This window comes from Microcoleus sp. D3_18a_C4 (assembly GCF_036702415.1).
Classification (GTDB): Bacteria; Cyanobacteriota; Cyanobacteriia; order Cyanobacteriales; family Microcoleaceae; genus Microcoleus.
Map to the genome: position 1 here is coordinate 1 of NZ_JAUBTI010000104.1, position 2413 is coordinate 2413.

Below are 2413 nucleotides of genomic sequence, written 5' to 3' on the forward strand. Positions count from 1 at the left end.
ATTCTCTCCCGGCGCGGTGGCTCTAGTTCTTCTTTTGCCACCGTTCTCATCTTTATTTAGTCTAAACGACAGTAAGTTGACACGCCTTGGGATCTTGGAGTGTCCCTATAGATTGTGTTACCCTATTTGTCAGAATGGGTATTATTTAAATATCCCCAAGCTTCTAACCTGCGAGTTACAATAGCTTGAATTTCCTGAGCGACTTCATATTCAGGCCGATCGGCATTTATGCGAACAATTCGAGATTTATTTGCCTCGGCTAAATCCGCAAAACCTTGCTGCACAAGGCGGTGAAACTTCAAATAAGCTTGCTCGATCCGATCGCACCCTCCGCGAGTCCTTACCCTCGCCAAACCCTCCTCCACATTAATATCCAGCCACAAAGTCAGATCGCTTTCCAAGCCTCCGCTGGCAATTTCATTCAACTGCTTAATTAAATTTAAGTTAAGACCGCGGCCGTAGCCCTGATAAGCAATCGTAGAGTCAGTAAAGCGATCGCATAAAACAATCGTTCCCTTAGATAACTCTGGTTTAAGAAAAGTTTCGACGTGTTGAGCGCGATCGGCAGCATACATGAGTAATTCTGCTCGATCGGATACAGATTCGCCCCCATCTTGTTTCAGCAGCAAATGTCGCAGTCCCCTTCCCAGCTCAGTACCCCCCGGTTCGCGAGTAGCCACCAACGGGACTGTGAGAAAGCAACTTGCTTGCAGGAACTGTATCAGCCGCTGCATTTGCGTAGTTTTACCGGCACCTTCAACCCCCTCAAACACGATAAGTTTACCCTTCATTGCCCTAACTTCCCATTTGAATAAAATAAATCCATATTGTTCTGTACATCTGTTCTAGGTTCGGTATGATAATAAAGTCTAAATGCCTCACGGCTGGAGTTGTCTATGGCTCGCTATACTGGTTTTTTTATCGTTGCCGTTCCGATCGACCGTCTGCGTCAATCCCTGATTGAAATTTTAGAGTCATGCAATCTTGATATTATCTACAATACAGGAGATTCCGTCATGGCTCGCGAACTTCCCGGTCAAGTTTCGATCGCCAAACTTGTCACCGCAGAAGTCCTAATTGAGAAAAACACGGCCAGCGACTCAGAGGTTCGCATGAACTTCGTGATTAAAAACGAGGAACTGCCCCTGCAAACCAACAACCACTGCCGTCAAATGTTCGAGCTAGTGAGTCGTTCCGTTATGAACAACAATAATTGGCGACTTTTGGAAAGTATGGCACTGTAGCCATCAGTCAGTCGATTTTACATTTTAGATTTTAGAGTGACTCCACAGATAAATCTGGGGCCTCGAACTAACGTCGAAACTTCTTTGGTTTCGACTCCTGGTGTGGGGGGCTTGTATCCGTCTTGGGATGAGACCATTAGTCATTAGTTTCTAGCTAATGACCGATGGCCTCCGACTTTTATATGCAATCCCTAAATTTAAGCTCGAAATCCCCGGCGCAAAAACAAAGAATTTGTAACCACGCTAACAGAACTAAAGGCCATAAATGCTCCCGCCGCCGCAGGACTGAGTAGAATTCCGGTTGCAGGCAACAAGATACCCGCGGCCACCGGAATTCCCAGAGTATTGTAACCAAAAGCCCAAAATAAATTTTGGCGAATCTTATTAAAAGTAGCGCGTCCCAGCTCGATCGACTCAACAACATCCATCAAAGCATTTCGCATCAGCACAATTTGAGCAGTTTCAACTGCCACATCAGTACCACAGTGCAAACCGATACCGACATCAGCTTGAGCCAAAGCCGGCGCATCATTGATGCCATCGCCCACCACAGCCACTTTACAGCCTTGGGCTTGCAAAGTCGCGATCGCCCTCGCCTTCCCCTCCGGCCGCACCCCGGCCAAAACATCAGCCGCCGCCAAACCTAGCTGCTGCGCCGTCACCGCCGCCGCAGACGGCGTATCCCCCGTCAGCATCATCACCCGCAATCCCATGCCCCGCAAACGTTCCACCGCCGCCTTAGCATCCGGCCTCAGAGTATCTTTTAGCCCGATTACCCCCAGCAAAACGCCCTCAGAAGCCACGTAAACCGCCGTTTTGCCTTTGCAAGACCCCGACAATTGCGTCGCCACAGCGACCCCCTGCTCCTTCATCCACTCAGCATTCCCCGCGAACACCCGCCGGCCCTCCACCAAAGCCGAAACCCCCAAGCCCGGTTCCGTGCAAAAATCTTCAGCAGCTAACAGCGGCAAACCTTGCTGTTGAGCTTCCAGCAAAATCGCTGCGGCGATGGGATGACAAGCGCCCCTTTCCACCGCCGCCGCAATTTGCAGCAGTTTTGAGTCAATTGTGGAACAGGCATCTTGCCTGTTACCAGAAACCCCATCAATTGTGGAACAGGCATCTTGCCTGTTACCAGAAACCCCATCAATTGTGGAACAGGCATCTTG

Annotated in this window: 3 protein-coding genes; 1 reads left to right on the plus strand and 2 read right to left on the minus strand. The window is 49.4% G+C overall.

The window, feature by feature from the left end:
* Positions 1-122 precede the first annotated feature (122 nt).
* Positions 123-791, minus strand: coding sequence for a dTMP kinase (gene tmk / locus QUB16_RS27710; RefSeq protein WP_333321148.1), 669 nt, complete (start codon positions 789-791; stop codon positions 123-125).
* 105 nt (positions 792-896) lie between these two features.
* On the opposite strand from tmk, the gene QUB16_RS27715 reads away from it, so the two are divergent.
* Positions 897-1244, plus strand: a complete 348-nt coding sequence (locus QUB16_RS27715; RefSeq protein WP_333146829.1) for a hypothetical protein — start codon at positions 897-899, stop codon at positions 1242-1244.
* Between the two features lie 197 nt (positions 1245-1441).
* Here the strand turns inward: QUB16_RS27715 and QUB16_RS27720 are convergent.
* The coding region (locus QUB16_RS27720; RefSeq protein WP_333321150.1) for an HAD-IC family P-type ATPase at positions 1442-2413 on the minus strand (972 nt) is incomplete at its 5' end.